Origin of the sequence: Sphingomonas albertensis (assembly GCF_014358075.1) — a bacterium.
Lineage (GTDB): Bacteria > Pseudomonadota > Alphaproteobacteria > Sphingomonadales > Sphingomonadaceae > Sphingomonas > Sphingomonas albertensis.
Genome location: NZ_JACONT010000011.1, coordinates 66,056 through 88,425, shown reverse-complemented (window position 1 = coordinate 88,425; position 22,370 = coordinate 66,056). Strand labels below are relative to the sequence as shown.

The window sequence follows — 22,370 nt, the reverse complement described above, 5'->3', positions numbered from 1 at the left end:
GCTCGCAGCACGACAACAGGTTGATTGATCGGGATTATATTGATCGAGATCGACACGTTTCGGGAGGACATTATCGGCGCGACGTTTCGTTGACCTGCGCCAGCGAATGGCTTTCGGAGAGAATGAACATGGCCGTGAAATTTGCAGGAACGATGAACGCGATCAATCGCGGACTGGACGCGACGAAGCCTGAAAAGGGCGCGGACATGGTGGAAGATTGGGAGGCCGCACTGGCCGACATCGACACGCCGGGTGCCAAGGGCATTTTGCGGGACCTCGCGTCGCTACGCAAGCAGCTCGAAAAGGGCGAGCCCGACGCGGACCGGGTCCATGCCCTGCTGCACCGGCTCGGTACCGCGACGACGAAGATCGCCGATAAGGCGGACAAGTCGCAGGACAAGCTGAAGGCGCTGGGCGAAGCGTTGACCGAGGCTGGCGAAGATGCGCCGGACGAGGAAGAGGACGTCGCCGCCGCGGCAAGCCCGAAGCGCGCGCGCAAGAGGGCCTGAACGAAGGACGGGCCGGTCGATGCCGGCCCGTTCCCATCATCATCGTTCGTTGGAATGGCGGTCCTCGACCGGCGTATAATATCGCTCGATATCCCGCCCGGTCAGCGCATGCCCGCTGGACTCCTCGACCAGCGCCGCGATGTCGTCGTCGCTCTTGCCGGCGGCTCGCAACTGCTCGATCTCATCGCTGATCATGTTGACGAAGGCCGGCACTGGAAAGCGTTCCTCGCCGAGCCCGAGTGCGTCCCGCAAATGCTTCTGCGCACCGAGCGCCTCGGGAAGCGTGAACGCGATATCGTCTGCCATTGCCAATCTCCCAAAGTAGAAAGGCTGCGACCGGAGACGATTGCCTCCAGCCGCAGCCCCCATCGATCACGAGATCAGGCGGTAACCGCCTCGGCCTTGGCGTTGATGGCGGACGTCGCCATCGCAGTCAGCTTGTCGTCGGTCGCATATTCCTCGTCGAGCGTTTCCTTGAGGATCGCTGCGATCTCGGAACGGCCGAGCTGGTTGGCCCAGGCGATCATCGTGCCGTAACGCGCGATCTCGTAATGCTCGACCGCCTGTGCGGACGCGATCAACGCGGCGTCGAGAACCGCCTTGTCCTCGATCTCACCAGCGACTTCGTTGGCTTCCTTGATGATGCCGTCGATCGCCGGGCAGGTCACGGCCTTCGCCTTCTCGCCGAGCAGGTCGAAGATTTGCTCGAGGCGCGTAATCTGGCGCTCGGTTTCGGCGAGATGCGTGTCGAAACCCTGCTTCAGCGCAGGTGCGGTCGCCTTGGCGGCCATCTTCGGCAGCGCCTTGGCAATCTGGTTCTCGGCATAATAAACGTCCTGCAACTGGTGCAGGAACAGGTCGTCGAACGTCGCGATGTCTTTAGAAAACAGGCCCATGATACTTCCTCGCGTAGCTGCGTGTCGCGAAGCGATCCGCTCCGGTCATGCCGCAACGTCCCGCTTACCGAGGAAGTTTCGCCGAATGCGTCGACCTACCCGTGAGGCGGGACGGGCTCCCGTCTCCGCTACCCGTTGCAGCGCGCATTACCGCGTACCTTGCCGCAAATATGACGGGGAGCCGTTCTTCGATTTTGTCCCGGCCGATCGGTCGAAAGCATCGCTCGCGCGTTGAGCCGATACGAACCGACACGGTAGAGGACGGAATTTGCCGCATTTTCTGGTTGCCGAGAGCGAGACCGCGGACGAGCGCGAGGCACGGCGCCGCCATGCCGGCAAAAGCTCCGGCGAGACATATGCCGCGACGCTCGCGCAGCTACGTCCCGATGCCGAGATCACGATCGTCGCCCCCGCGGACGACGACGCGGACCAGTTCGGTGCCGATGACCTGCGCGCATTCGATGCCGTCTTCGTGACCGGATCTCCGCTGCACGTCTACGACGATACACCGGAGGTTCGCCGCCAGTTGCGGTTCATGCGCTCGGTCTTTGCGTCGGGAACGCCATCGTTCGGATCCTGCGCCGGTCTGCAACTTGCCGTTGCCGCCGCCGGGGGCATCGTCCGCAAGATGCCCGAGCGCATCGAAGCCGGGGTTGCGCGGCGGATCACCCCGACCGAGGCCGGACGAAACCACCCGCTACTGGCCGGACGACCCGATAGCTGGGACGCGCCTGCCATTCACGGCGACGAGGTCGAAAGCCTTCCGGAAAATGCGACGCTGCTGGCAAGCAATGCCGTCACGACGATCCAGGCCGCCGAAATCCGTCACGACGGCGGCGTGTTCTGGGGCGTGCAATATCATCCCGAGCTTGCCCCGGGCGAGATCGCGGTCGCGCTGCGTCGGCAGGCCAGCGACCTTATCGAAGCGGGGCTCGCCGACACGACGGAAGATGTCGAGATGCGCGCGGCACAGCTCGACGCGCTGCACGACGATCCAGACCGTCGCTCGATCCACTGGTCGCTCGGCATCGACGCGCAATTCGCGCAGGAATCGAACCGCCGCATCGAGCTGTCCAATTTCCTGAATCATCTTGTCGAGCCGAACGCCGGACCGCGGTCCGACCAGGACCCGGCACCCGCCGATCTATGCCCGGCCTGACGACACCCTCACCTCAACCAGGAGCCTGACAATGCCAACCACCCTTAAAGCCAAGTTCGACACGCGTCGCGAAGCCGAAATGACCGTCGAGCGCCTCGTTCAGGAGCAGGGAATCGACCGCAAGAACATTCTCATCGCTACCGATGGCGACGACAACAGCGTCGGCAGCGAGCAGGCCGGCGCGGACACCGCCGGCGAAGATCCTACCCCGCAATCGCGGGACGACGCCGCGTTGGCCGGCAAGATCGTCGTCTCGGTCGATATCGCAGACGATGCCCGCGCCGCCGAGGTCAAGGCAGCATTCAACGAGTTCGATGCCAGCGACGTCCAGGGCTGACGCCTACGAATCTGGCGCGGGGCAATGCCTCGCGCCGGACAATCCGTTTCCGGACGCGCAATTCTGTAACCGTTTGAAATCTAGAGCGGCGCGAGGCTCCGGAACGTCGCCATAACGGCGGTCTCATCTATCGGCTTGGTCAGGATCACGGCCGGCGGATCGCAGGGGATGCAGGCTTCGGGTGTTCCGGTGATGAACATCACGGGAATATTGCCATGGGCGGCGATGATGCGCTGCACGGCCAAGGGCCCGGTCCCTTCATGCAGCCTCACATCCGACACGATCATCTGCGGACAGTGCGTGCCTGCTGCATCCACCGCGGCGGTTTCGCTATCCGCCTGGGCGATCGAGGTCGCACCTGCACGCTCGATAATGCTCATGATATGATCGGCGATCAACCAGTCATCCTCGATCACAAGCACATGGCACATCGGCGGTTCCCAATTCTCGTCAGGCTGTCGCAACGCGCTCGGCAGCAGATCGGGCCCGATGTTTCACGCGGTACGCGTCATTCCGCATCGTCCGAATTCGCCGCTGCCGTTGCGAACCAGGCGGCGTAGGGCGTCGTCCGCGCCATGTGCCGGTTGAGATCGGGCGCGCCGTCGGTCCACCATACCGGTCCGCGCTCGCCCAGGGCATGCTTGGCCGCATCGACGGCATCATGCGCCGCCTTTTCCGCCACGGAATCCCCCGCCCGCCGTGCGCTCGCGACATTGCGGCGGCCGTCCATCAGTGCCGCGACGTGTCGGGTCCGATCGGCCTCCGACAGACCGGGGTTGGTCGCACGCCATAACCGCCCGCGGACGACGATATACCGTCCGTCCGGCGTCGTCAGCGCAGCCGGTTTCGCCATTTACAGCGGTGCGTCGATGACGAAGACGACGCCGGTGCTGCGATACTCGATCTTCGCCGTGCCGCGCATGTGCTGCGCCAGGACGCGCTCGATCATCCGCGAGCCGAAGCCCGTACGGGTCGGCGCGGTCACCGTCGGTCCGCCCGATTCTTCCCAGGCGAATGCGAGGCGCCGGCCGCCGTCGCCTATCCCCACGCTCCATGTGATCGAGACGTGACCGCCGGCGGTGCTCAGTGCGCCGTATTTGCTGGCGTTGGTCGCCAGTTCGTGGAGGGCCATCGACAGCGCGAGCGTGACCCGCGGCTCGAGGCGGATATTGGGACCGTCGACCGAGAACAGACGTCCGCGACCGTCGTCGAACGGCGCCATGACGCCGGAGACGATATCGGCGATCGTCGCGCCGTCCACTTCATCGCGCAGCAACAGGTCGTGGGCGATCGCGAGCGAGCCGATCCGCGCGCCGATCGTGTCGCGCGCATCCGACATCGAGACGGCGTCGCGCAGCGTCTGGTTGACGATCGCGCTGACCGTCGCGAGCGTGTTCTTGACCCGGTGCGTGAGTTCGCCGGCCAGCAAGGCGCGGTGTTCCTCGACCCGCTTGCGCTCGGTTATGTCGGTCGAGAACCCGGTCATGGTCAGCGCCGTGCCGTCCGCGCGGGTCAGCAATTCGCCGCGGACCGCGACCCAGCGGAGTTCGCCTTCGCCCGTCACCACGCGGTACTCGATATCATAGTCGCACCCGGTGTCGGCGGTCGCCTGGATCGCCGCCAGCACCTGCGCACGGTCCTCGGGATGGATCGCGCCGACGAATTCCGCATATCCGAACTCGGAATCGGGCGCATAGCCGAACACGATCTTACAACCGTTTGATGCATCAAGGTGCCGACTACCCGGATCAAACGTCCACGAGCCCAACCGCCCCGCCTTGAGCGCAAAGTCGAGACGCGCGGTACTGTCCGCGAGCTGTGCCTTCGTATCGGCCGCGGACGCCTCGAGTTCGCGTTGCTCGGCCGCCAGCTTGACGAACGTCTCGCGCTCGAGCGTCACGTCGTGCTGCGACGCGATGCAATAGCGAAGCTGCCTGTTCTGATCCAACACCGGCGCCACCAGGAGACGGTTCCAGAACGGCGTTCCGTCCTTGCGGTAATTGAGAAGGTCGACCTCGATCCGCTCGGACCTGGCCACCGCCTCGCGGATGCGTGCGACATCCTCCGCTTTCGTTTCGGGACCTTGGAGAAAACGGCAGTTCCGACCGACGACTTCGGGTTGGGCGTAGCCGGTTAGGCGTTCGAAGGCGAAATTCACATAAATTATCGGGTTGTCGACGAGCGTCGGATCGCTGATCGCCATCGGCAGATTGGCGTCGTTGAAGATCGCCACGAACGGATCGGCGGCATCGAGCGAGCGCACGAACGCAGCGATCGCCGCGACGCGATCGGCATCCTCGTCGCTCGAGGGCTGCTGGTTCCTACTCTGTTCCAAACAGGCGTTTAGCTATCCTGCTTTCCGCGCGTCGACAATAGGAGCACGATGCGTGGTCACACGGACGCGCTCGGTCGCCCGCGGAAAACCGCCGCGGAATTATCGATCCTACGTCGCGGGACCAAGCGCACTGATTTCGATCAATACGATTCTCGACCTCGGCGTAATGAGCCACCCTTCTCCCTTCGGCACTCTTGCCGTCCCCCCAACATCCCCCTACACATCCAACACAATACCAATCTGATACCGGAGAGCTGAGCGATGCACGGCAACAGCAAGATCGGCGCCTCTGCGCTGATGATGGCGATGGCAAGCCTGACGGCAGGCACCAGCGCGACTCCCGTATCGGCGCAACCCGTGACGCTGCCGGCGCTGTTCCCGACCCCCACATCGATCGACCTCGGCACCGGCAGTATCACGCTCGGCAGCGCGGTCGTCCTGGTCGCCGCCCCCGGCACCGATCCAGAGACCGTCGCGCTGGTCCGCCAGATCCTCGCCACCGCGGGCGTCGAGACGATCGCCACCGCCAAGCGCCTCCCCGCCACGCCAGACCGCCCGCACATCGTGCTCGGCACCGGCGACACCGCCCTCGTTCGCGACGCGCTTGGCCGCAGCAAGGCTACGCTCGACACGCAGGCCGAGGGCTATACGATCGCCACCGTCGCTGCCGGCGCGGGCATCGTCACGCTGGCCGGGAACGACGCCGACGGCCTGTTCCACGCGGTCCAGACCTTCCGCCAGCTCGCCCGGCGCGCCAGCCTGCCCGCGCTGGTGATCCAGGATCACCCTGCGATGCCGATCCGCGGCACGATCGAGGGCTTTTACGGCGCGCCCTGGTCGATGGCGGATCGCACCAAGCATCTCGACTTCCTCGCCACGGTGAAGGCGAACACCTATGTCTACAGCCCCAAGGACGATCCCTACGCGCGCGATCGGTGGCGCGAGGCCTATCCCGCCGCGACGTTGTCGTCGCTGGGCACGCTGGCCCAGACCGCGCGGCGCAACCATGTCGACTTCGTCTACGCGGTCTCGCCCGGGCCGTCGGTCTGCTTCTCCGACCCCGCCGACGTGCAGGCGCTGGAACGCAAGTTCGACGCATTGCGGGCGATCGGCGTCGGCAGCTTCTACGTCGCGCTCGACGACATCGAATACACCAAGTGGAATTGCGAGCGCGACAAGACCGCGTTCGGCCCCTCGGGCGCGGAAGCGGCCGGCGTCGCGCAGGCGCAATTGCTCAACGCGGTGCAGGCCAGCCTGAGCGCCAAGGATCCGGGCGCGCGCCCGCTGATCATGGTGCCGACCGAATATTACGATGCGAAGGAAACCCCGTACAAGGCGGCGTTGCGCAAGCATCTCGACCCGCGGATCGTCGTCCAGTGGACCGGCACCGACGTCGTCCCCCCCGCCATCTCGATCCCCGACGCCAAGGCAGCGACCAAGGCGTTCGGCCGCAAGACGCTGTTATGGGACAATTATCCGGTCAACGATTACGCACAGACCACCGGTCGGCTGCTGATGGCGCCCTATGCACGGCGCGAGGCCGGATTGTCGGGCGAGCTGACCGGCATCCTGTCGAACCCGATGAACCAGGAGGCACCGAGCCGCCCGGCGGTGACCGGTGTCGCGGCGTTCGGCTGGAACGACACGGCGTACGACGCCGAGCGGACCTGGCATTTCTCCGCGCGTGAACTGGCGGGCGGCGACGAACGCGCGACCGCGGCGCTGCTGACCTTCTTCGATACGCAGCACATGGCACCGACCTTCGGCAGCCAGCCGTGGCAGGAGCAGGCACCGCGACTGAAGGCGGCGCTCGACGCGGTCCGCGAAGCGCTGGCGGACGGCGATGCGGCGGCACGGCAGCGCGCGATCGCGGACCTGACCGCGCGCGCCGACGCGTTCGCCAACGCACCCGACATCATCCGCGCCGGGACGATCGACCCCGGCTTCGCGGCGCAGTCGCGACCGTGGCTCGACGCGATGCAGCGCTGGGGCCGCGCGCTTCAGCTGACCGCTGCGGGACTCGACGCGGCGAACCGGGGTAGCGGCGCTGCGGATCGCTATTTCGCCGACGCCAAGCGCCTCGCCGGCGAGGCGGCGGCGATCAAGACGATCCCGGGTGCGACCCGGTTCGATGGTCCGATCAAGATCGCCGACGGCGTGCTGGACCGGTTCGTGGCCGATGCGCCGACGCTGATCGCGGTCGGTTCGAGCGATCGTGGCGGGGCCACTACGGGGCGGTAACGGGGACCATGCGCCGACCGCGGATCATCCGCGCCGGTCCCGAAATTCAATCGTCGACCCGGTCTTGGTCGCAGCTATCTCATGCGGTGTAGAAACCTTGTTTCCCCGCGAAGGCGGGGACCCAGACTGGGCTCCCGCCTTCGCGGGAGAACAGAGCGGCGGTCGTAACCATGTTCGACCGCGCGTACATATCGGATCGGAGGACCGCCGCCTTGTTCCGAAGTCTGTCGTCCCGCCAACCAAGTTTCGATGTTGTGGCTCCCGTAAGGTCTTAATGACCGGCCTGATGCGCCAGCTCAAAATCCGCAACCGGACGCACGCCGCGACAATGGCGATACGACGCACCCGTCAATCCTCCCCCGCCAGCGGGAGGTGGCTGGCTCTTGCCAGACGGAGGGGGAGGTAAGGGATAACCGCTGTTCCGTGTCCTCCCCCTCCGTCGCCTTCGGCGCCACCTCCCCCTGGCGGGGGAGGATTGAACCTGCGTCCGCCGGCGATACGGGAGACCGGCACGAGCACGGTAGGACGGAGAGCGGCGTTCACCTGCCGGTGTGAACTAAGCGTCGATCCGGCCTATCCAAGCCCGCTAGCGTGAGCGACGCTTGGTGAGCTTGGCCGAGTTTGCGGTTTCCTCGGCTTCCAGTCTGCGCCAGCGAGCGAACCGCTCTGACGTCAGCGTCCCCGCCTCGATCGCGGCGCGAACGGCGCATCCGGGCTCGACGCCGTGCGAACAGTCCGAAAATTTGCAGTCCTGTGCCGCCAGCGCGAAATCGTCGAAGACCTCGGCGATGCCGGTTGCCGCATCGGACAGTTGCAGCTCGCGCATCCCCGGCAGGTCGAGCAGCCAGCCGCCATGATCGAGGCGGTGCATCTCGCGGACCGTGGTGGTGTGGCGGCCGGTGGAATCGTGCGCGCGAACCGCCTGCGTCGCGATGCTGTCGGACCCGCGCAACGAGTTTACCAGCGTCGACTTGCCGACGCCCGAGGAGCCCAGAAAGGCGACGGTCTTGCCGGGGCCGCACCACGCCGCGAGCCCGGCGACGTCGGCCGGATCGCGGCCGTTGACGGTCTGGACGAGCAGGCCCGGCTCGATCGCGCGCGCCGCGGCCGCGAACGTCTCGGGCGTGTCGGTCAGGTCGGATTTGGTGAGGACCACGACCGGATCTACCCCGACCTCGCGCGTCAGCACCAGATAGCGCTCGAGCCGCGCGACGCTGAAATCCTGGTTGCACGAGGCGACGATGAACACCGTGTCGACGTTTGCCGCGATCATCTGGTCCCTGCGCGGATCGGCCGGCGAGCGCCGCTTGAACAGGTTCATCCGCTGGAGGACGCGCACGGGCTGCACCGTCGCGCCATCGACGAGCACCCAGTCGCCGACGGTCGGATGATCGTCGGTCGGCAGCGCGCCGGGAATATACGGGGTGATGAAACGCTGTGGGCCCAGCCCGGCGACCGCGATCTTGCCGCGATGGACCGCCATCACCCGGACGGGATGACACAGCAGCGCCTCGTCGGGCGAAACCTGCTCGCTGAAAAACGCATTCCAGCCAAGCTCTTCCAAGGTCTCTTCGGTCGATTTCATAGGGTTGCAGCAGCGGCTTTCTTTGCGATCCGGTCGGCGATCGTCCCGTGCCGGCAGCGATACCGGCATGTCGATATGGGCGCTTTCGCGGCCGAAAGCACGAACTCCCCGTCGATCGGAGTAGGTCGGACGAAGCACGACGCCCCGCGATCGCCCCACCCTGTCCCGCGGGACGCAAACGGCATCACGTCACTGATAATGGGTAGTGTTCTCGAACCCGTCGTTCGCCTTGGCCATCTTGATCAGCTTCTTGATGAAGGTGCGGACATGCCGGTCGAAGCGCGTGTCGTTATACACACCGCGCCAGACATAGTCGTCACGATCGAGCAAGGTCCGTAGTTCGTCCATGAAACCAGCCTGCGCATTCGTCGCAGGCTTGGCCTTCATCAGCGTGCAGACCATTTCCTCCGCCGTAGCCTTGTCGCAATCGTCCTGGCGATCCCGCCCCGCGCGCTCCGCGACCACCTGATCGGACCGCGCGGCGGCGACGCGGCTTTCCAGCCATTTGCGGACGATCGCGCCGTCCCAGGTCTTTCCCGCACCATCCACCACACGCAACTCCGGTTCAATCGACGCCATATTATCGCCATCACCGATCGCGCGCGACCAGCGGCGCGGACGAGATCGGACCGGCGAGCGGGCAGCCCCCGTACACCGCCACGCACGCGCCGCGAAGATGCTTCTACGGCTCGCCGATCGGCGCTGCGATCGTGACGCGCAGGCCGGGGCAATTGTCGGTCTCGGCCATCGTTCCCGCGAGCCGCGCGACCATCGACGCGAGCATCCGCGATCCGAACCCCATGCCCTGCCCCGATTTGCCGCTGCCACGGTCGGCGACGATCAACAGGAACCGCGCCTGTTGCTGCTCCAGCGCGATCGTGATCGGTCCCGAGCCGCCGGCATAGGCGTATTTATTGGCGTTGATGACCAGTTCGGTGAGGATCAACCCGACATGCACCGCGCGGTCGGTCGACATCAGGATCGGCACCAGATCGAGCTGGATCTGCGCGCCCCACGATCCGTCCATCGTCGACCGGATCTCGGTACACAGATCGCCGATATAGCGCGCGAGGTCGATCGCCTGGAGATGCTCGTCGGAATGCAGCCGGCGGTGGACCATCGCCACCGCGGAAAGCCGGCGCTGCGCCTCGATCAGATGCGAGGTCAGGACCGAGTCGCCGACGGCTCGGCCCTGCAACCCGAGGAACGCCGACACGAGTTGCAGGCTGTTCTGCACTCGGTGGTGCACCTCCTTGATCAGATAATCCTTCTGCAACAACAGGCTCTCGTTGTCGGCGATCGTCGCCATGAGCTCGCGATTGATCTCGAACAGCCGGCGGTGCTGGCGCGCATCGTACATCGTCCGTTTCAGCCGCCCCGCCGCCTCGATCTCGAACAGCGTCCAGGGCGCCGAGCGTCCGCGGACCGCCTCGCTCCAGATCTCGAACGAGGCGCGCGGCGTCAGCGGCGTGTGCAGATCGACGGGCACGTCCTTTTGCGGATTGCCCGCCCAGTTCACGACGGCGATCTGTTCGGCCCGAAACCAGAGCAGGATGGTCGGCTCTTCGGTCGCCATCGTCACCGCGAGGACGCCGCTCGCGAGGTCCTGGCACGCGACGGCGTCGGGCAGGTATTCGGCCATGCGATCGGTTGCGAACGGCACCGTCCGCGCGAGGTCGACGACGTGCGCGGCAATTTTGCGGATGTCGTGGTGCCGGGGCGATCGGCCGGCGACGAACAATTCCGTGCCGCGCACCGCCGCAAAGCTGTCCGCGCCCAGCATCCGGGCCAGATCGTCGCCGGCGATCGCGAACAGGCCCGCCAGCGAGATGTCGCTGCCGAGCCGCAGCATGACCGCGTCCTCGGCGGTGCGCAGGCGGATGCGTTCGCGGAAGAGTTCGGCATCCTCCTTCGCGCGGATCTGGCGCGAAAGGCTTCCCGCCAGCGCGCGACAAGCCATGCGGGCATGCAGGGGGAGCAGCTTGGGCGTCGGGTGATGGCAGGCGATCAGACCCCAGAGCGCGCCATCGCGGACGATCGAGACCGAGGCCGACGCGGCGACGCCCATGTTGGCGAGGTAGCGCAGATGGGTGGGCGAAACGCTGCGCAACGCGACGTCGCTCATGTCGAGCGCATCGTTGCCGAACGGCCGCAGCGGCGCCGGTTCATAGGCGATGTCGGGAATGACGCGGACGCGGTTGCGGACATAGAGCGCGCGGGCCTGGCGCGGGATGTCGGAGGCGGGGAAATGCTGGTTGAGGAACGATCGCAATGCCGGATCGCGATCCTCCGCGACGACGACGCCGGTGCCGTCCTCGTGAAAGCGGTACACCATCACCCGGTCGAACCCGGTGACCTGGCGGAAGATTCGCGCTGCGCGCTCGCACAATTCCCGCAGTCCGAAGGCTTGCTCGAAGGTTGCGGCGGCGTTTTCCATCGCCGCCAGCATCTCGATCGGCGACGGCATCGTCGGGGGTGCAGGTTCCAGTTCGACGATGATCGCAGTGGGTGAGCGGTGGATGGTGGCATCGAACATCACGTCGATCCCGTCGATCTGGAGCAACGTGACGCTTGGGCCGGGGACGCCGCCGGAGGGATCGGCGAGGCGCGCGGAGACCGGATGGCGGAGGATGTCGTCGAGATGCACGCCGAGCCAGTGCGGTGCGAGCAGCGTTTCGATCTCTCCGGCGCCGGCGACGATCCGAAACGTGACCGGGTCGGCGACGAGGATCATGCCGTGCGGCTGGATCGAGCCGGGGACGTGGATCGGCTCCCGGTCGCAGGCGTCGACAGACCCGTGTTGCGGCCCCGTTTCCGGGGGCAAACCTGTGGTCACGAGGCCTGGCATCGCGGATCCAATCCAGCCGGAGGCGAAAATGCGGTCGATGTTCGTTACGGAAGCGACACAGACGGGTTTGTAGCGCGCCGTCAACGACCTCGATCAAGACTTCGCATAATCCGGGCATAATCCGGAGCATAAATCGGGGATAGTTTGGGCCGGTTGTGACCGCGTGCGAGAAAATGGTCGAACCTCGGTTGGCCATTGCGCACGACGCGGATGACCGTGAGATCGACGCTTATACTTGCAGATACGGAGTCGCGTGCGCTGGCTATCAAGGTCTTGGGGGCGGTTTACGACGTCCCGCCCCCAAGCTCTTGGTCGTCAGGCCTTCTTCATCTGCTTGACGGCGTGATCGGCGGCGCGCGCGGTGAGCGCCATGAACGTCAGCGAGGGGTTCACGCACGAGATCGACGCCATCTGCGCGCCGTCGGTGACGTAGAGGTTGGACGCGGCGTGTGCCTGGCTCCATTCGTTAAGCACCGACGTGCGCGGGTCTCGGCCCATGCGGGCACCGCCCATTTCGTGGATCGCGTCGCCGGGGACGTGCTCCTTCTCGCTGCTCTTGACGTTGGTCAGGCCGGCGGCCTTGAGCATCGCCTCACCCTGCGTCCGTGCGTCGGCCATCATCTTCAGTTCGTTGTCGCGGAACGTCACGTCGAAGCGCACCAGCGGCACCCCGAACCGGTCGACCTTCGACTGGTGCAGCGACACCCTGTTGTCGGCATAGGGCAGGCATTCGCCGAACGCGCCCATGCTGAACTTCCACGGGGCGTATTTGCGCATGCCCTGCTTCATCGACGCGCCGAACCCGACCGGCGCGGCGGGGTTGCGATAGGCGCTGCCCTGATAGCCATAGCCGCGCTTGAAGCCGACGCCGTCGTCTTTGCCGATATTGCGGAAGCGGGGCACGTAGACGCCGCCCGGACGACGGCCATATTCGATGAACTCCTCCATGCCGGGGATGTCGCCCTCGACGCCGACGCGGAAGATGTGGTCCATGATATAGCGCCCGAGCGTGCCGCTCTCATCGAAATAGCTGCGGTCGCTGCCCGGCGCGCGCGAGTTCAGCATGATCTGCGTGGAGGCGATCGCCGAGGCGCAGAGGAAGACGAGATCGGCCTGCACCGTTTCCGCCTGGCCGGTCTTCGCGTCGATATAGCGAACGCCGGTCACCTTTTTCCGCGCCGCGTCGTACACGAGATTGGTGACGACCGAGTCCGACCTGAGCGTCAGGCGACCGGTCGCGCGCGCCGCCGGCAACGTCACCGCCTGGGTCGAGAAATACGCGCCGAACGAGCAACCATTGCCGCACTGATTGCGGAACTGGCATTTCGTGCGGTTCTGATCGGGCTTGTCCTCGGTCATGTTCGACAGTCGCGTGTTGATCAGTTTGCGGCCGGGGAACTTGGATTCGAGGCCCTGCTTCAGCCATTTCTCGGCGACGTTCATCGGCATCGGCGGCTGGAATTCGCTGTCGGGCAGATAGTCGAGATTCTCGCGCGAGCCCGACACGCCGATATATTTCTCGACATAGCTGTACCACGGTGCGACGTCGTCATAGCGGATCGGCCAGTCGCCATCGATACCGTCGCGCTTGTTCGCCTCGAAATCCGCGGGGCTCCAACGGAAGCACCAGCGGCCCCAGATCAGCGACTTGCCACCGACCGCGCCGGGCCGGATCCAGTAGAATTTGCTGCCCTCGTCATAGGCGTACGGGTTCAGCCGGTCGTCATTGTGGAACTCGCGGTTGCTGGGCTGGACATAGCCGTGCTTGCCGATGAAATAATCGCTGTCGAGCAGCGGCTTGGGCATGATGTTGCGCGCCGGCACCTCATAGGCGGGCTTGCCGTCATAGGTGTAGCCTTCGCCGTGCTCGACCATCTTACCGCGGTCCAGCATCAGGACGCGGAGGCCCTTTTCGGTCAGTTCCTTCGCAGCGAAGCCACCGCTTACGCCCGATCCAATAACGATCGCGTCGAACCTGTTGGTCTCAGCCATGATCTCTCTCTCCTAAAACTCGGAAAACACGCCCCGTCAGAAGCGCCCCCATTAAAAACGAAGCGCGCGCAGTGTCCGGAAGCTGGTGGTGATGTCGGGCAGATAGGGCGCGGGAGCCTCGTCGTTCTCGACATAGAAATGCCGCACGCCGGCGCTGCCCTTCAGCTTGAACAGCGCGCCGAAATCGATCGTGCCCTGCCCGACCGCGGTCATGCTCCGGTCGGGGCGCATGTCCTTGACGTGATAGGCGTAGAGGCGCGGCGCCAAGCGCTCGATCAGCGTCGACAGGTTTTCGCCGGCATGCAGCGCCCAATAGAGATCGAGTTCCACCTTCACGAGCGCGGGGTCGGTCTCCTTCAGCAACCGGTCGTAGAGGCTGACCCCGCCCGGCTTGGTCGTGAACTCGAAATCGTGGTTGTGATAGGCAAAGCCCAGCCCGGCCTTCTTCAGTTCGGTCGCGAACCGGTTGAAGTTCGGCAGCGCTGCGTTCCAGCCCGCCTCGTTGCGATGCTCGGCGGTCATGTACGGCAGCACGACCGTGGTCGCGCCGAGCGTCTTGGCCATCGTCACCGACTGGTCGAACTGCTTGAGCAGCGCGTCGTAGCCGATATGTACCGAAGGCGCGGTCAGGCCGAGCTTGTCCATCGTCCGGCGCAGCATCGCATGGTCCATGCCGTCATAGCCGCCGCCGCCGAACTCGACTTCGCGGTAGCCGATCTGCGCGACCTTGCCGAGCGTGCCGACCGGGTCCTTCGCGAAGATCTCGCGGATCGTGTAGAGTTGCAGGCCGATCGCCTTCAACTGTGCGGCCGACGCGGTGGGCACGAACGCGAGGGCTGCGACCGCACCGGAGCCCGCGAGCAGGTTTCTACGGTTGAGGATCATGCGGAATACACCTTGCTGACCTGGGAATAGGGGAACTGGCCGTTATACTCGCCCGGCACCGGCAGATATTCGCGCTCCTGCGTCATGCCGATTTCGGAGGTGTAATAGCCGGTGACGACGAGCTGCCGGAACGCCTCGAAAAAGACGCCGCCGGACGGGATCTTGTCGTTCATCGCGAGCGTGAGCAGCGCATCCTGCTGCGCCGCCGTGGCCTTCGCACCGGCGACCTTATAGTCCTTCAGGCTGCGCGCTTCGATCGCGTCGAGCCCGGCCAGGATCGGCACGCGGTCGGCCGGCAGGGCCCAATCGGCGAGCAGCTTCTCGATATAGGCCGGGACGCCGGCGGCGATCGCGCCCGGCGTATCGGTGGTCGGCAGCACGCGTTCGCTGAGTGCGGTCATCAGCGCGCGCTGGGGCGCCGTGAAGACCGCGACGCTGGGCGGGCCCTCGCTGATGACGGGGATGCCGGCGGCCGCGCCGGGCGCCTGCGCAACACCGGCCGCGCGCGCGATCGGCGCATACAGGGCCGTGCCGAACATGGCGACGACGCCCGCGAGTGCAGTTCTACGATCGATCATTTACCGTCCTTCTTCAGGTCCTGTGCGATCGCCGCCTCGGGCAACGGACGAACCCAGATGTTGCGGAACGACACCGGCGAATCGTGATCCTGAAGCTGGATCGGCGCGGCATCGGCATGCGCCTTGTAACTCGCGACCTGTCGCCAGATGGTCGTGCCGAGCATCGCCTGATGGTTCTGGACGAGCACGCCGTTCAGCAGCGCGGTGACATAAGCGGGGCGGACCAGGCTGCCGTCGGCGGCGAAGCGGGGTCGCTCGAACACGATATCGTAGGTCTGCCATTCGCCGGGGCGACGCGAGGCGTTCACCAGTGGCGGCTTCCAGCCATAGACCGCGCCGACCGTGCCATCGGCATAGGTCGGGTTCTGCGAGCCATCGAGGATCTGCAGTTCGTAGCGCTGCATGAACCAGATGCCGCTGTTGCCGCGATCCTGCGAGGTCTTGGTCGGCGGGTTTGGCGAGCGGAATTCGAGATGCATCTGCACGTCGCCGAAGCTCTGTTTCGAGACGAGGTTGTTCTCGCCGCCGCTCTTCGCACGCGACGGGATCGTCACCGCACCGTCCGCGATCGGCCATGCGATCCGATCGGGCTTCCATGAATCGAGCGAACGCCCGTCGAACAGCACGACCGCATCGGCGGGCGGACCGCCGGGGGTCGCGGCCGGTGCGACGACGACCGGCGCAGGGCGGTCGGCGTCATGAACGCGCCACTGGCCGCCGGGCAGCATCGGCGTGTCCTTGAAGCCGGGCTTCTCCTGAGCCGCGACCGACCCCGTCGCCATAAGCGTCATCGCCGTGGCGACGCTCGCCATCAAACAGGTTTTCATGCTTGTTCCCCTCATCCCCATCCCCTTCCTGCCGATCGGCTTCATGCCCATCGCCGTCATACCGAGTCGATTTCGCGATAGGCGGCGATCAGGCGATCCTCGCCCGCACGCCCGGCGATCGAATTGCCATGTTCCATGCCGATCACGCCCGAATAATGCTTTGCTCGCAGCCACTTCACGATCGAGGCGTAGTTGATCTCGCCGGTCGATGGTTCGTTGCGGCCCGGATTGTCGCCGAACTGGATATAGCCGATCTCGTTCCAGCACGTGTCGAGCGTCGGGATCAGGTTCCCCGACTGGATCTGCTCGTGATACAGATCGGCGAGTACCTTGACCGCCGGGCTGTTGGCACCGCGCGCCACCGCATAGCCCTGCGAGATCGTCTGCATGTAAACGCCGGGATGGTTGGTCCGCGTGTTGAGCGGCTCCATCACCATCGCCGCCCCCGATGGCGCGACGATATCGCCGGCGCGGCGCATCACGTCGATCACGCGCGCGGTCTGGATATCCACCGGAACCTTCGGGTCCATGAAGCCGGTGACGACGGTCATCCGCTTCGCATTCAGTCGCTTGGCGACGTCGAGCGAGGCGCGGATATCGGCGAGGAACGCCTCGCGCTCGGCGCCGTCGGTCGCGCCGAGCAATGGCCTGGACTTCGACCATTTGGGCATGCTGGCGACGAACACGCCCATCGTCATGCCGCGCTGCGCGAGCGCCTTGGCCATCTGCTCCTGCTCGGCCACCGACCGCGTCGCCGCCTCGTTGTCCTCCCAGGCGGTGAAGCCCTGATCGGCGGCGAAGGCGATCTGTTCGATTCGCCCGCCGCGGCTGGCGAAGCTGCCCTCGTGCGGCGCGTAGCCGAGCGAGAAGCGCGCGGCGTTCGAGCTGCGGCGTTGCCCCCCGGCCATGCCCGGCACCAGCGACGCGGCGGCACCGGCCGCGAGCCCGGCCCCGAGCAGGTTTCGGCGGGAGAGCGTCATGCGACCATTACCATCATTTCGAGCCCTCGGCCTTGAGGTAGGCGATGATCGTCGCGCGCTTGGCGGCATCGGGCGTCGCGATCGGCATGCGCGTGCCCGGCACCTTCTTCTGCGGTGCGGCGAGATACTCGTTGAGCGTCTTCTCGTCCCAGCGCAGCTTCGATGCCTTCATCGCGGGCGAGTAGTTGAAGCCGGGCGTCGCGGCGGCGGCACGGCCGACCACGCCGTACAGGTTCGGGCCGATGCCGTTCTTGCCGCCCTTCACGACGGTGTGGCACGCGCGGCATGCGGCGAAGGCCGGCGGTGCAGCCGCGGTGGATTGCGCGGTGGTCGGTGCTGAGACCGTGACTGCCGCAACTGCCGCGATACTTCCCGCGACCAGAGCCATGAGCAGCTTCATTCATTCTCTCCCGGATTTACTAAAGTCCATTTCTGGTCTGCGCCGGCGTTGGCGATCACCGCCTCGATAAAGCGCATCGTGCGCAGGCCATCGGTCACGCCCGGAAACCAGCGGCCGTCTTGATCGCCGCGGATCGCCGAGGCGAACGCGCGGTAAAGATTGCCGAAAGCCTCGATATAGCCCTCGGGATGACCGGCAGGTGTACGCACCAGCGAGGCGGTCGCGTCGAGCATGCCGGGGCCACCGGTCCGCACGATCTCGGCGGGGCGGTCGAGCCAGCGGAGCGTCAGCGTGTTGGGTTCCATCTGCGACCAGTCCAAGCCGCCGCGTTCGCCGTGGATGCGCAGTCGAAGCCCGTTCTCCTCGCCCGCCGCGACCTGCGTCGCCTTGAGCACGCCGCGTGCACCGCCCTCGAACCGGAGCAGCGCGCTGACGTCGTCGTCGAGCCGACGACCGTCGACATGCGTCGTCAGGTCCGCGGAAACCGAGTGTACCGACAGGCCGGAGACATGCTCGGCGAGCTGGAACGCGTGCGTGCCGATGTCGCCGAGGCAGCCGCCGAGCCCGGCGCGGGCGGGATCGGTGCGCCACTCCGCCTGCTTATTGCCGTCGGTGTCGATCGGTTGGCTGAGCCAGCCTTGCAGATATTCGACCTGGACCAGGCGGATCGCGCCGAAATCGCCGCGTTCGACTCTCGCACGCGCCTCTTCGATCAGCGGATAGCCGCTGTACGTGAAGGCCAGTGCGAAGTGGCGGCCGCTGGCCTTGGCGGCGGCGGCGATCGCCTCGGCTTCGGCCAAGCTCATCGCCATCGGCTTTTCGCAGAACACGTGGAAGCCGGCGTTCAGCGCGGCGATCGCCATCGGGGCGTGCAAATGGTTCGGCGTGACGACCGCGAGCGCGTCGATGCGCTGGTCCGCGGGCAAAGCGCGTTCATGCGCGATCATCGCGTCGAGCGACGGATAGACGCGCTTCGAATCGAGGCCGAGCAGCGTGCCGGTGCGCGTGTTGCGTCCGGCGTCGGTGCTGAACGCGCCTGCAACGAGGTCCCAATCGCCGTCGAGCGCGGCTGCCATCCGGTGGACGGCGCCGATAAAGGCCCCTTCCCCGCCGCCGACCATACCGAGACGGAGGCGGCTCATGCCTGCTCCTCCGACAGTCCGAGCAACTTGCGGATCGCGGTGCGGTCGATGCCGCTGGCGGCGAAGTCGTCGAACGGGCGTTCGGTCAGGCGGATCATGTGGTCGCGAATGAACGGTGCGCCTTCGCGCGCGCCATCATCGGAGCGTTTCAGCGCGCACTCCCATTCGAGCACTGCCCAGCCGTCATAGCCATATTGCGCCATCTTGCTAAAGATCGCGGAGAAATCGACCTGTCCGTCGCCGAGCGAGCGGAAGCGGCCGGCGCGGTCGACCCAGTTCTCGTAGCCACCGTACACGCCGGTTCGGCCGGTCGGGTTGAACTCGGCATCCTTGACGTGAAAACACGAGATCCGGTCGTGATAGCGGTCGATGAAGTCGAGATAGTCGAGCTGCTGCAACACGAAGTGCGACGGATCGAACAACAGGCGCGCGCGCGGATGGTTGCCGACCGCGGCGAGGAAGCGTTCCCAGGTCGCGCCGTCATGGACGTCCTCGCCGGGATGGACCTCGAACGCGCAATCGACGCCGGATTCCTCGAACACGTCGAGGATCGGGGTCCAGCGGCGGGCGAGTTCGGCAAAGGCCTCCTCGATCAACCCGGCGGGGCGTTGCGGCCAGGGGTAGACGTACGGCCATGCCAGCGCGCCCGAGAAGGTGGCGTGCGCGGACAGGCCGAGATTGGCGCTGGCGCGCGCGGCGAGCTTGACCTGCTCGACCGCCCATAGCTGGCGCTCGGCGGGCTTGCCGTGGAGTTCGGGGGGCGCGAAGCCGTCGAACAGCGTGTCGTACGCCGGGTGGACGGCGACGAGCTGGCCTTGCAGATGCGTCGACAGCTCGGTGACTTCGATGTCGTGTTTGGCGAGGCGGCCGCGCAGATCGTCGCAATAGGTCTTGCTCTCGGCGGCGAGCTTCAGGTCGATCAACTGCGCGTTGCAGGGGATCTGGACGCCGACATAGCCGAGCCCAGCAGCCCATTCGGCAAGCGTGTCGAGCGTATCGAACGGAGCCTCGTCGCCGAGGAACTGGGCGAGGAATATCCCGGGGCCCTTCATACCGGTCATGCTGCACTCTTTCTGGTGTCGTCGCGGAAGGTGAACTGGAACAGCAGCGCGATCACGGCCGCGGCGATCGCGGGATACCACCACATATGCTGCCAGTCGGCGATGGTCGGCGATGCGGGCAGCTGCGCATACAGAAGCGCGCCGATCTGCGAGCCGAGCAGCATGCCGACGCCGTAGGTGAACAGCGTCAACATGCCCTGCGCCTGCGCGTTGACGCCCTTGGGCGTGGCAATCGTGCCGGTGTAGATCGCGCCGGCGACGAAGAAGAAATCATAGCATACGCCGTGCAGCGCGACGCCGAGATACACCGCCCAGATCGACGAACCGCCATCACCGATCGCGAACAAGGCGTAGCGCAACGCCCATGCGGCCATGCCGACCAGCAGCAGCGGCTTCACGCCGAACCGGCGATACAGCCACGGCATCGAGAACATGAAAACGAGTTCGGACATCTGCCCGATCGCGAGCGTGCCGCCGACGTTGCTGATGCCGGTGGCGCCGACATAGGGCGAGGCATAGGCGTAATACATCGCGAGCGGGATCGAGATCAGCGTCGCGCAGGTCATGAAGATCAGGAACGAGCGCTGCTTGAGCAACCCGAACGCCTCGACGCAGAACACCTGGCGGAGAACGCTCTCGTCGCGCGGCGCATCCGCCGTGACGTTCGGCAGCGTAAAGCTGTAGAGGCCGAGCGCGATCGACACGACCGCCGCAACGCGGAAGATCTCCGGGCTGGCGGAAAGCCCCGCCCAGCCGATGATCAGGCCGGCGGTGATCCAGCCGAGCGTACCGAACGCGCGGACGAACGGGAATTTGTCGGTCCGCTCGCCAAAGCTCTTCAGCGCGATCGTGTTCGCGAGACCGACCGTCGGCATGTAGAGGATCATGTAGCAGAGCAGCAGCCAGACGAAGGTCCGGCCATTCTCCGGCGTCACGAGCGACGGCAGCACGAACAGCAGCACGCCGCCGACCAGGTGCAGGATCACCATCAGCATCCGCGGGCTGACGTAGCGCGCGGCGGCCATGCCGAGCAGGAACGAGCCGACGATCGACGCGATCGGCCCGACCGAAAAGGCGTTGCCGATGAGGTTGCCGATCCCGACGGTCTGCATCACGAGGCCGAGGGTTACGGTCCAGGCGCCCCATACGAAGAACTGCATGAACATCATGGCGCTCAGGCGGCCGGTCAGCAGGCCGGCTGGCATGGCCTGGGACCCAGTATCTGCACTCGCCATTCGTTACCTCTCCGCTCGCAGTTTGCCTGCTTGTCGGACATGAAGCTACGGAGCCGCGATACGAATGTAAAGGATTACATCGGATATATATCGACAGTGCCGACGACCGGATCCATGACGAGCCTATGCCGACGATCATCGAAGTGGCCGCACTCGCGGGCGTCTCTACCGCAACCGTGTCGCGCGTGTTGAGCCGGCCCGAACAGGTGTCCGAGGATACGCGCCTGCGGGTGCTCGCGGTGGTCCGCGAATCGGGCTACGTACCCAACGTCGCCGCACGAAGCCTGCGGACGTTGCGCGCCGCCAAGATCCTGCTGACCGTCCCCGACATCTCCAACGCGTTCTTCGCCAGCGTCATCCGCGGCGCCGAAGAAGCCGCGCGCGATGCCGGTTACTCGGTCGTGGTCGGCGACACGCGCCACGACCCGGACGTCGAGGATCAATATGCCGACATGCTCTCGCGCCGCGAAGTCGATGGGCTGATCTTCCTCGGCCACCGCCTGCCCGCCAGCCTCGCCCCGATGCTGTCGCGGAAGGGTGCCGCCGCGCCGATCGTCAATGGCTGCGAATACAGTCCGGACCTCGGCGTCCCCAGCGTCCATATCGACAATGCCGCCGCCAGCGCCAACGCGATCGAGCATCTGATCGGCCTCGGCCACCGCGCGATCGGCGTCGTCACCGGCCCCGAGATCAGCCCGATCAGTCGCGACCGCCTCGCCGGCGCGATCGACGCCGCGACCCGCGCCGGCCTGCGCGATAGCCTGCACATCCGCATCGGCGACTATTCCGCCGGCTCGGCCATCGACCATACCCGCGACCTGATCGCACAGGACGTGACCGCGATCTTCTGCTTCAGCGACGAAATGGCGATGGGCGCGCTCAGCGCGATCGGCGACGCGGGGCTGTCATGCCCGAAAGACGTCTCTGTCATCGGCTTCGACGACCTTCCGCTCGCGCGCTATTTCCAGCCGCCGCTGACGACGATCGCCCAGCCTAAGTCGATGATCGGCCGCCGCACCGTCGAGTTGCTCGTCGATATCCTCCGCGGCGTCGACAGCCCGTCGCGACAGGTCACGCTGGATCACGAACTGATCGTCCGTGGCAGCACCGCCGCGCCCGGAACGCGCCGCCGCTGACCTGACCTTGCGAGCAAAGTCGGTCGCCACCCCTTCTCGGCCCAACGCTGACATGCAGCAGGACTCCTGTCCTTATTGACAATCAAATTAGTTTAATAAAGTATCGGGGTGCAGCACGCGGTTCGCATAGAAACCCGGCGGCGGAGGAGGATTGCCCCGTGACCGATACAACACGCCCTGCCCCGCCCCCGTCCCCGCGGACGCGTGTCGCCCCCAGCCTATCG

Annotated in this window: 22 protein-coding genes; 5 read left to right on the top strand and 17 right to left on the bottom strand. The window is 65.9% G+C overall.

Annotation, left to right across the window (positions count from 1 at the left end; translation table 11 throughout):
• The first annotated feature begins 128 nt into the window (after window positions 1-128).
• Window positions 129-509, top strand: coding sequence for a hypothetical protein (locus H8S47_RS07390; RefSeq protein ID WP_187503250.1), 381 nt, complete (start codon window positions 129-131; stop codon window positions 507-509).
• A gap of 39 nt (window positions 510-548) precedes the next feature.
• Here H8S47_RS07390 and H8S47_RS07385 read toward each other — a convergent pair whose 3' ends face one another.
• Together H8S47_RS07385 and H8S47_RS07380 are read right to left on the bottom strand one after the other, a co-directional pair.
• A complete protein-coding gene (locus H8S47_RS07385) occupies window positions 549-815 on the bottom strand; it encodes a hypothetical protein (protein ID WP_187503249.1) in 267 nt (88 codons plus the stop codon).
• A gap of 74 nt (window positions 816-889) precedes the next feature.
• Complete coding sequence (locus H8S47_RS07380) at window positions 890-1,405, bottom strand: YciE/YciF ferroxidase family protein (protein ID WP_187503248.1); 516 nt, start codon at window positions 1,403-1,405, stop codon at window positions 890-892.
• Window positions 1,406-1,673: 268 nt separating this feature from the next.
• Between H8S47_RS07380 and H8S47_RS07375 the strand changes: the two genes are divergently transcribed.
• Both H8S47_RS07375 and H8S47_RS07370 read left to right on the top strand, forming a co-directional pair.
• Window positions 1,674-2,564, top strand: a complete 891-nt coding sequence (locus H8S47_RS07375; RefSeq protein ID WP_187503247.1) for a type 1 glutamine amidotransferase — start codon at window positions 1,674-1,676, stop codon at window positions 2,562-2,564.
• 31 nt (window positions 2,565-2,595) lie between these two features.
• A complete protein-coding gene (locus tag H8S47_RS07370) occupies window positions 2,596-2,901 on the top strand; it encodes a hypothetical protein (RefSeq protein WP_187503246.1) in 306 nt (101 codons plus the stop codon).
• An 80-nt stretch (window positions 2,902-2,981) separates the two neighbouring features.
• On the opposite strand, the gene H8S47_RS07365 is transcribed toward H8S47_RS07370, so the two are convergent.
• The 3 genes from H8S47_RS07365 to H8S47_RS07355 all read right to left on the bottom strand — a co-directional run bounded on the left by H8S47_RS07365 (window position 2,982) and on the right by H8S47_RS07355 (window position 5,236).
• A complete protein-coding gene (locus tag H8S47_RS07365; RefSeq protein ID WP_328805455.1) occupies window positions 2,982-3,317 on the bottom strand; it encodes a response regulator in 336 nt (111 codons plus the stop codon).
• 92 nt (window positions 3,318-3,409) lie between these two features.
• Window positions 3,410-3,754, bottom strand: coding sequence for a hypothetical protein (locus H8S47_RS07360; protein ID WP_187503244.1), 345 nt, complete (start codon window positions 3,752-3,754; stop codon window positions 3,410-3,412).
• Entirely contained in the window at window positions 3,755-5,236 is a 1,482-nt protein-coding gene (locus tag H8S47_RS07355) for a PAS domain S-box protein (RefSeq protein ID WP_235982675.1), read from the bottom strand. It lies immediately after the preceding gene.
• Window positions 5,237-5,497: 261 nt separating this feature from the next.
• On the opposite strand from H8S47_RS07355, the gene H8S47_RS07350 reads away from it, so the two are divergent.
• The gene (locus tag H8S47_RS07350; protein WP_235982674.1) at window positions 5,498-7,477 is read left to right on the top strand and encodes a beta-N-acetylhexosaminidase family protein; all 1,980 of its coding nucleotides are present in this window, start codon (window positions 5,498-5,500) and stop codon (window positions 7,475-7,477) included.
• A gap of 586 nt (window positions 7,478-8,063) precedes the next feature.
• Here the strand turns inward: H8S47_RS07350 and rsgA are convergent.
• From rsgA to H8S47_RS07290, 12 genes are all read right to left on the bottom strand, one after another.
• A complete protein-coding gene (rsgA, locus tag H8S47_RS07345) occupies window positions 8,064-9,062 on the bottom strand; it encodes a ribosome small subunit-dependent GTPase A (protein ID WP_187503243.1) in 999 nt (332 codons plus the stop codon).
• A 189-nt stretch (window positions 9,063-9,251) separates the two neighbouring features.
• Complete coding sequence (locus tag H8S47_RS07340) at window positions 9,252-9,641, bottom strand: hypothetical protein (RefSeq protein WP_187503242.1); 390 nt, start codon at window positions 9,639-9,641, stop codon at window positions 9,252-9,254.
• A 103-nt stretch (window positions 9,642-9,744) separates the two neighbouring features.
• Window positions 9,745-11,910 (bottom strand): histidine kinase dimerization/phosphoacceptor domain -containing protein, encoded by a 2,166-nt coding sequence (locus tag H8S47_RS07335; RefSeq protein WP_187503241.1) that lies wholly within the window; start codon window positions 11,908-11,910, stop codon window positions 9,745-9,747.
• A gap of 315 nt (window positions 11,911-12,225) precedes the next feature.
• Window positions 12,226-13,902: a GMC family oxidoreductase gene (locus H8S47_RS07330; protein WP_187503240.1), complete on the bottom strand. Its 1,677-nt coding sequence runs from the start codon at window positions 13,900-13,902 to the stop codon at window positions 12,226-12,228.
• 51 nt (window positions 13,903-13,953) lie between these two features.
• The gene (locus H8S47_RS07325) at window positions 13,954-14,787 is read right to left on the bottom strand and encodes a sugar phosphate isomerase/epimerase family protein (RefSeq protein ID WP_187503239.1); all 834 of its coding nucleotides are present in this window, start codon (window positions 14,785-14,787) and stop codon (window positions 13,954-13,956) included.
• Window positions 14,784-15,365 (bottom strand): gluconate 2-dehydrogenase subunit 3 family protein, encoded by a 582-nt coding sequence (locus H8S47_RS07320; protein WP_187503238.1) that lies wholly within the window; start codon window positions 15,363-15,365, stop codon window positions 14,784-14,786. The genes H8S47_RS07325 and H8S47_RS07320 overlap by 4 nt, the downstream gene beginning before the upstream one ends.
• Complete coding sequence (locus H8S47_RS07315; RefSeq protein WP_328805456.1) at window positions 15,362-16,177, bottom strand: 3-keto-disaccharide hydrolase; 816 nt, start codon at window positions 16,175-16,177, stop codon at window positions 15,362-15,364. The genes H8S47_RS07320 and H8S47_RS07315 overlap by 4 nt, the downstream gene beginning before the upstream one ends.
• A 71-nt stretch (window positions 16,178-16,248) precedes the next feature.
• The gene (locus H8S47_RS07310) at window positions 16,249-17,172 is read right to left on the bottom strand and encodes a hydroxypyruvate isomerase family protein (RefSeq protein WP_187503236.1); all 924 of its coding nucleotides are present in this window, start codon (window positions 17,170-17,172) and stop codon (window positions 16,249-16,251) included.
• Window positions 17,173-17,185: 13 nt separating this feature from the next.
• Window positions 17,186-17,572 carry a c-type cytochrome gene (locus H8S47_RS07305; RefSeq protein ID WP_187503235.1) on the bottom strand — a complete coding sequence of 129 codons (387 nt, stop codon included), beginning with the start codon at window positions 17,570-17,572 and terminating at the stop codon, window positions 17,186-17,188.
• Window positions 17,569-18,714 carry a Gfo/Idh/MocA family protein gene (locus H8S47_RS07300; RefSeq protein WP_214654992.1) on the bottom strand — a complete coding sequence of 382 codons (1,146 nt, stop codon included), beginning with the start codon at window positions 18,712-18,714 and terminating at the stop codon, window positions 17,569-17,571. Before H8S47_RS07300 ends, H8S47_RS07305 begins: the two co-directional genes overlap by 4 nt.
• On the bottom strand, window positions 18,711-19,775 hold the full coding sequence (locus H8S47_RS07295) for a sugar phosphate isomerase/epimerase family protein (RefSeq protein WP_187503234.1): 1,065 nt from the start codon (window positions 19,773-19,775) through the stop codon (window positions 18,711-18,713). The genes H8S47_RS07300 and H8S47_RS07295 overlap by 4 nt, the downstream gene beginning before the upstream one ends.
• The gene (locus tag H8S47_RS07290; protein WP_235982673.1) at window positions 19,772-20,980 is read right to left on the bottom strand and encodes an MFS transporter; all 1,209 of its coding nucleotides are present in this window, start codon (window positions 20,978-20,980) and stop codon (window positions 19,772-19,774) included. Before H8S47_RS07290 ends, H8S47_RS07295 begins: the two co-directional genes overlap by 4 nt.
• Before the next feature lie 155 nt (window positions 20,981-21,135).
• Here H8S47_RS07290 and H8S47_RS07285 point away from each other — a divergent pair, with 155 nt between their 5' ends.
• On the top strand, window positions 21,136-22,146 hold the full coding sequence (locus tag H8S47_RS07285; RefSeq protein ID WP_187503232.1) for a LacI family DNA-binding transcriptional regulator: 1,011 nt from the start codon (window positions 21,136-21,138) through the stop codon (window positions 22,144-22,146).
• Window positions 22,147-22,370 lie beyond the last annotated feature (224 nt).

Excerpts from the sequence above, each read along its gene's own strand:
- H8S47_RS07370 (WP_187503246.1), top strand. The coding sequence starts at position 2,596 with ATGCCAACCACCCTTAAAGCCAAGTTCGACACGCGTCGCGAAGCCGAA.
- H8S47_RS07300 (WP_214654992.1), bottom strand. The coding sequence starts at position 18,714 with ATGAGCCGCCTCCGTCTCGGTATGGTCGGCGGCGGGGAAGGGGCCTTT.
- H8S47_RS07285 (WP_187503232.1), top strand. The coding sequence starts at position 21,136 with ATGCCGACGATCATCGAAGTGGCCGCACTCGCGGGCGTCTCTACCGCA.
- H8S47_RS07350 (WP_235982674.1), top strand. The coding sequence starts at position 5,498 with ATGCACGGCAACAGCAAGATCGGCGCCTCTGCGCTGATGATGGCGATG.
- H8S47_RS07325 (WP_187503239.1), bottom strand. The coding sequence starts at position 14,787 with ATGATCCTCAACCGTAGAAACCTGCTCGCGGGCTCCGGTGCGGTCGCA.
- H8S47_RS07385 (WP_187503249.1), bottom strand. The coding sequence starts at position 815 with ATGGCAGACGATATCGCGTTCACGCTTCCCGAGGCGCTCGGTGCGCAG.
- H8S47_RS07310 (WP_187503236.1), bottom strand. The coding sequence starts at position 17,172 with ATGACGCTCTCCCGCCGAAACCTGCTCGGGGCCGGGCTCGCGGCCGGT.
- H8S47_RS07335 (WP_187503241.1), bottom strand. The coding sequence starts at position 11,910 with ATGCCAGGCCTCGTGACCACAGGTTTGCCCCCGGAAACGGGGCCGCAA.
- H8S47_RS07305 (WP_187503235.1), bottom strand. The coding sequence starts at position 17,572 with ATGAAGCTGCTCATGGCTCTGGTCGCGGGAAGTATCGCGGCAGTTGCG.
- H8S47_RS07315 (WP_328805456.1), bottom strand. The coding sequence starts at position 16,177 with ATGGCGAGCGTCGCCACGGCGATGACGCTTATGGCGACGGGGTCGGTC.
- H8S47_RS07290 (WP_235982673.1), bottom strand. The coding sequence starts at position 20,980 with ATGCCAGCCGGCCTGCTGACCGGCCGCCTGAGCGCCATGATGTTCATG.
- H8S47_RS07330 (WP_187503240.1), bottom strand. The coding sequence starts at position 13,902 with ATGGCTGAGACCAACAGGTTCGACGCGATCGTTATTGGATCGGGCGTA.
- rsgA (WP_187503243.1), bottom strand. The coding sequence starts at position 9,062 with ATGAAATCGACCGAAGAGACCTTGGAAGAGCTTGGCTGGAATGCGTTT.
- H8S47_RS07320 (WP_187503238.1), bottom strand. The coding sequence starts at position 15,365 with ATGATCGATCGTAGAACTGCACTCGCGGGCGTCGTCGCCATGTTCGGC.
- H8S47_RS07295 (WP_187503234.1), bottom strand. The coding sequence starts at position 19,775 with ATGACCGGTATGAAGGGCCCCGGGATATTCCTCGCCCAGTTCCTCGGC.
- H8S47_RS07390 (WP_187503250.1), top strand. The coding sequence starts at position 129 with ATGGCCGTGAAATTTGCAGGAACGATGAACGCGATCAATCGCGGACTG.
- H8S47_RS07340 (WP_187503242.1), bottom strand. The coding sequence starts at position 9,641 with ATGGCGTCGATTGAACCGGAGTTGCGTGTGGTGGATGGTGCGGGAAAG.
- H8S47_RS07380 (WP_187503248.1), bottom strand. The coding sequence starts at position 1,405 with ATGGGCCTGTTTTCTAAAGACATCGCGACGTTCGACGACCTGTTCCTG.
- H8S47_RS07360 (WP_187503244.1), bottom strand. The coding sequence starts at position 3,754 with ATGGCGAAACCGGCTGCGCTGACGACGCCGGACGGACGGTATATCGTC.